Here is a 5,111-nt window from a genome sequence, read left to right as displayed (position 1 = left end):
GCTCAAGACCACCAAGAAGACCAAGTACCTCAATCCCCAGGAGTGAGCCGTCCCCTCCGCGCGCCGGGCTAGCAAAAATTGCAGGTGCAGGCTTTTTCAGAACGGCGCTATACTCTCGGCAGTTGGCAGCGGTGGACTCCCAGCTCCGTTTCTGCCGGCAGGAGCAGGAACATGGCCAAGATCTTCTTCATTCCCGTCACTCCCACCGGCCGCCGCGAGAATCCCAAGCGCAAGCTCGACCCGCGCTACCTGGAAGGCCAGCGCCTGCTGGTGGAGGCCCTCAAGTACCTGACCAAGTCGGACCCGCGCAACAACCGCTCCGCCATCACCCTGCTCTCCGAGCTGGTGCGCACTCAGTTCCGCATGAGCGACGGGCCCCCGCGCCTCCACTGAGCCTCCGTCCGCCTCTCCCCGCTTTTTCTTATCGCCTCCATAAAATCTTTGAATTTCCCTTCGCCGCCGAAGCGGGATAAGAAACGGAGAAAGCGCAGGGCTGCGTGCGCCGAGTCCTGCCCGCCATCGGGGGTGATGCGTGGAGACCAACGTCTACTGGCTGTGGCTGCTGTCCATGGGGGCCCTGATCTTCCTCATGCAGGCCGGCTTCTTCCTGCTGGAGGGCGGGCAGGTGCGCTCCCGCGACGTGACCAACGTCATGATGAAGATGACCAGCCACATGGGCATCGGCATCCTGGTCTTCCTGCTCTTCGGCTTCGCCATCAAGGCCTACGCCTGGCCCCTGGCCCCGCTGCCCAACGGCTGGCGCTTCCCCTGGCAGTTCGTTTCCGACGGCGGCCATTCCATCACCTTCTACGTCTCCCTGATGTTCGCGCTGGTCTCCTGCGCCATTCCCAGCGGCTGCTTCTCCGGGCGCATGAAGTTCTCCGCCTACCTGCTCTTCGCCGCCCTCTACGTGGGCGTCATCTATCCCGTCTTCGCCTACATCCTGTGGAACGGCCCGCTGGCGCGGCTGGGAGTGCAGGACTACGCCGGCTCGCTGGGCGTGCACGCCGTGGGCGGGATCGTGGGGCTGATGGGCGCGCGCTTCCTGGGCAAGCGCCGCGCCCCCGCCGTCGCCCACGACGTCCCCATGATGGGCCTGGGCGCCATGCTGCTCCTGTTCTGCTGGTTCGGCTTCAACCTGGGCTCGGTGCCCTCCTACGGCAACATCGCCGCCGACCTGCCCCTGGTGGCCATCAACACCCTGGCCGCCATCGCCGGCGGCATCCTGGGCTCGCTGGCCGCCACCTCGCTCTCCGGCAAGCCCGACCCGGTCATCACTCCCAACGGCGCGCTGGCGGGCGCGGTGGCTATCTGTTCGGGCGCGCACCTGGTGCACCCGCTCTTCGCCGTGCTCATCGGGGTGGTGGCCGGGGCGCAGATCCCCTACACCGCGCGCTGGATCGCGAAGAAGCTCCAGCTCGACGATCCCTGCGGCGTGGGCCCGGTGCACGCCACTCCCGGCCTGCTGGGCGGATTGGCGGCCGGCCTGTGGGCGCCCATGATCCCCAACGGATTCCACGGCTACAGCGTCCACCTGTGGGCGCAGTTCATCGCCACCGCCACCGCCCTGGCCTACGCCCTGGTGGCCTCGGTCGTGCTCTTCACCATCATCAAGTACGTGACCGGGCTGCGGGTCAGCGAGGAGGAAGAGCTCACCGGGCTCGACCTGGCCGAGCACGGCATGGAGGCCTATCCCGAACTCTCCGGGCTGGGCGGGGCCAAGCCTGCGCCCCTGCACGTGCTCTCCGGGGTGCGGGTGGGCGAGGTCATGGCCGAGGTGCCGGTGGTCTCGCCCCAGGACACGCTGGAGTCGGTGCAGGAGATCATGTTCGCGCGCGAGGTCTTCGCCCTGCCCGTGCTCAACGAGGACGCCGAGTTGTGCGGCATCGTGAGCATGTCGGACCTCACCAAGATCGACCGCTCCGAGCGCGCCCATGTGCGCGTGGCCGCCGTCTACACCCGCGAGGTGCAGGCCGCCTTCCCCGACCAGACCGTGCACGAGGTGGTGGAACGCATGCGCGAGCGCCATCTCGCCAACTTCCCCGTGGTCTCGCGGCGGGAGGAGAAGAAGCTGCTGGGCATGGTGAGCAAGACCGACATCGTGCTGGCCTACCGCCGCATCGCGCTGGCCGGCTCGGTCTAGGCGGCGCGCGCCAGCGCCGGCAGCTTGCGCCGCTCGTTCCCGCTGCCCGCCAGCGCCGCCGCCGCGAAAACGATCACCACCGGATAGCACTCCAGGGTGTAGCGCGGCTCCGGGTTCTCCATGGTGCCCAGGAAGACGGAGCGCAGCAGCACGAAGGCCAGCAGCAGCCCGGCGTACTTCACCTTGCGCCGCCAGGCTCCCAGCGCCGCCGCCAGCACGTAGAAGAGGTTGAGCAGGCCCAGGGCGATGCCCGCCGTCATGTCGTGGGCGTCGGCCGCCCACCAGCGGCTGTCGAGAGGGAGGATCTCGGTACGCGGGCGCAGCCACATGTCGGCGCTGCGCAGCGCCGGCAGCCACAGGTAGTAGCGCAAGGGATGGCGGCGGATGCGCTCCGCCGCCAGTTGCGCGAACTGCGCGTCCAGCGCCGGCTGAATGTCCCATCCCGCCTGGTTGTAGGCCTCGATCAATTCCTCGGTGCGGTCATGTTCCTCGGGCGAATCGAAGGCGCGGGCCGGCAGGTCGCGGACGTCCGCCTTGCCTTCGTCCGTCCAGAAGAAGTCCTCCACCGAGACGTACTCCACCATCCAGGTCTTCACCCAGCGGTAGAAGCCCAGGGGGACGTATTCGCCGGGCTCGTTGGCGTAGCGCGGGGCCAGCGGCATGAACTCGTGGAAGACGCGCCAGTTGCGCAGCGTCCAGGGGGCCAGAGGCGCGAAGGCCACCAGCCCCAGCACCACCCCCGCGGCCAGCGTCCGCCGACGCGGCGCCCGCAGGAGGAAGCGCAGCAGCACGTAGCCGCCGATCACCATCACCAGCATGCCGCCGTCCGGCCGCAGCAGGATGGCGGCGGCGATGGCGGCGCCACAGCCCGCCCACCAGCGCAGCCTTCCGTTGCTGTCCAGGTCGTCGCGCGCCCGCACCGCGCTGTAGAAGGCGGCGGCGGTGAGAAAGATCTCCAGGGTCTCGGTCATGGGAGCGGCCACGTAGTTGGCCAGGAAGGGACACAGCGCGGTCAGCAGGAAGGCGGCACGCGCGGCTTTCTCCGAGACCAGCCGCCCCGCCATCGCCGCCAGCACCCCGGCCGTGGCGAGGTCCACCAGCATCTGCACCAGGCGCACCGCCGTGTAGTGCTCTCTGCCGAAGATGGCGAACACCCCCGCCAGGAACAGAGGATAGCCGGGGAGGCGGACGTAGGTGAGCGCCAGCCTGCCCGACATGCTGAAGCCGAAGGCGTGGTGGTCGAGCAGGTTGAGGGCCAGGTTGCCATAGGTGAGCGCGTCCCCGTCGAAGTGGGGATAGCGCACGATGAAGAGCAGCCGCAGGGCCACGGCGGCCGCGGCCGCCAGCAGGTAGAAGCGGGGATGCCGGCGCAGCGATTCGAGCACGCTGGGAATATAGCAAATCGCGGCGCGCGCCCGCGCACCCGCGGTCCGCCTTCGCTCCCTGCTCCTCCCCTGGTTTGACGCCCCTTCCGCGCCCGCCGTAGGATTAGGCGAAAGCCTTCCGCATGGCCAAGTCTGTTTTCTTCGATCCCCAGCTCAAGCGCTGGAAGCTGCTGCGCCGCCTGCTCGATGTGGCGGGCATCGCCATCACCCTGATGATGGTGCTCTTCCTTTACACCGCCATGCGTTCTATGCAGCTTCCCGACCTGCTGCTGCCGCAGCAGAAGCCCCGCTACCACGCCATCAAGGAACGCGAGAAGCGACGCCCCAGGCTGCGCCGCGTCTCCCACCGCAAGACCAAGACGCCGCCCTCGCAGGTGGTGCTCAACACCCAGGAGGGCATCCGCGCCGCCTTCTATGTGGCCTGGGACGCCGCCAGCTTCGCTTCCTTGCGCGAGTACGTGCACCAGATCGACCTGCTCTATCCCGAGTGGCTGCACGTGCTCACCCCCGACGGCCGCCTGCAGGCGGTGACCTCCGACAACAAGCTCTTCGACGTGCTCAAGGACGGCAAGGTCCGCCCCGTCGACGACAAGGTGATGCCCTTCCTCAAGGCCGAGCAGGCCGACACCGAAGTCTTCCCCCTGGTCAACAACTTCGATCCCATCAGCAACGAGTGGGTGGAGGCGGTCGGCGGCTTCTTCAACGACGCGCCGGCGCGCGCCGCCTTCCGCCGACAGGTGCTGCAGTTCCTGGCCAGCGACCGCTACAAGGGCCTCACCCTGGACTTCGAAGGCTTCCCGGCCGCGTCCCAGCCCGGCTACCAGGCGCTGCTGGCGGAGCTGGCCCAGGACCTGCACGCCCGCGGCCTCAAGCTCTACGTCAACGTGCCCGCCAACAACCCCGAGTTCGACTACGCCTTCATCGCGGCGCACTCCGACGGCGTCATCCTGATGAACTACGACGAGCACTATCCCGGCGGCGACATCGGCCCCGTCTCCAGCCAGGCCTGGTTCACCCGCAACCTGGAGCACGCCCTCAAGGTCATGCCGCAGGAGAAGATCATCTGCTCCATCGGCAACTACGGCTACGACTGGGCCGTGCCCGTGGGCCCGCACGCCCGCCAGGCTCAGTCCTCCATCACCGGGGTCAGCGTGCAGGACGCCTGGCTGCACGCCCGCGAATCCGACGCCACCATCCAGTTCGATCCCGACTTCCTCAATCCCTATTACGTCTACCTGGAGGGCGACAACCTGCGCCACGAGGTCTGGTTCCTGGACGCGGTGACCGCGCTCAACCAGATGCGCGCCGCCCAGCGCCTGGGCCTGCGCACCTTCGCGCTGTGGCGGCTGGGCGCCGAAGACCGCTCCTTGTGGGCCATCTGGGACCAGCCCGGCGCCGCCGACGCTCCCGACAAGCTGCGCTCCGTCCCTCCCGGCCAGGACGTGGACCTGGAGGGCCACGGCGAGGTGCTGTGGATCCAGCAGCGTCCCCAGGACGGCGAGCGCGCGCTCGTCTATGACGCCGATTCCGCCCTGGTCACCGACGAGATCTTCCACAGCCTGCCCATGCCCTACCAGGTGGCC

4 protein-coding genes are annotated in these 5,111 nt (G+C 68.3%); 3 read left to right on the top strand and 1 reads right to left on the bottom strand.

The window, feature by feature from the left end:
• The first annotated feature begins 171 nt into the window (after positions 1-171).
• Both VEG08_07250 and VEG08_07245 read left to right on the top strand, forming a co-directional pair.
• Positions 172-393, top strand: coding sequence for a hypothetical protein (locus VEG08_07250; protein ID HXZ27781.1), 222 nt, complete (start codon positions 172-174; stop codon positions 391-393).
• Positions 394-532: 139 nt separating this feature from the next.
• A complete protein-coding gene (locus VEG08_07245; GenBank protein ID HXZ27780.1) occupies positions 533-2,143 on the top strand; it encodes a CBS domain-containing protein in 1,611 nt (536 codons plus the stop codon).
• Here the strand turns inward: VEG08_07245 and VEG08_07240 are convergent.
• The gene (locus tag VEG08_07240) at positions 2,140-3,528 is read right to left on the bottom strand and encodes a glycosyltransferase family 39 protein (protein ID HXZ27779.1); all 1,389 of its coding nucleotides are present in this window, start codon (positions 3,526-3,528) and stop codon (positions 2,140-2,142) included. The genes VEG08_07245 and VEG08_07240 overlap by 4 nt on opposite strands.
• Before the next feature lie 122 nt (positions 3,529-3,650).
• Between VEG08_07240 and VEG08_07235 the strand changes: the two genes are divergently transcribed.
• Positions 3,651-5,111 (top strand): polysaccharide deacetylase (locus VEG08_07235; GenBank protein HXZ27778.1); only part of this gene is annotated, 1,461 nt, incomplete at its 3' end.

It is taken from the genome of Terriglobales bacterium (genome assembly GCA_035624475.1).
In the GTDB taxonomy this organism is placed as follows: Bacteria; Acidobacteriota; Terriglobia; order Terriglobales; family Acidobacteriaceae; genus DASPRL01.
Note: the sequence above shows the minus strand (reverse complement) of the source record. Positions and strands in the feature narration are given on the sequence as shown.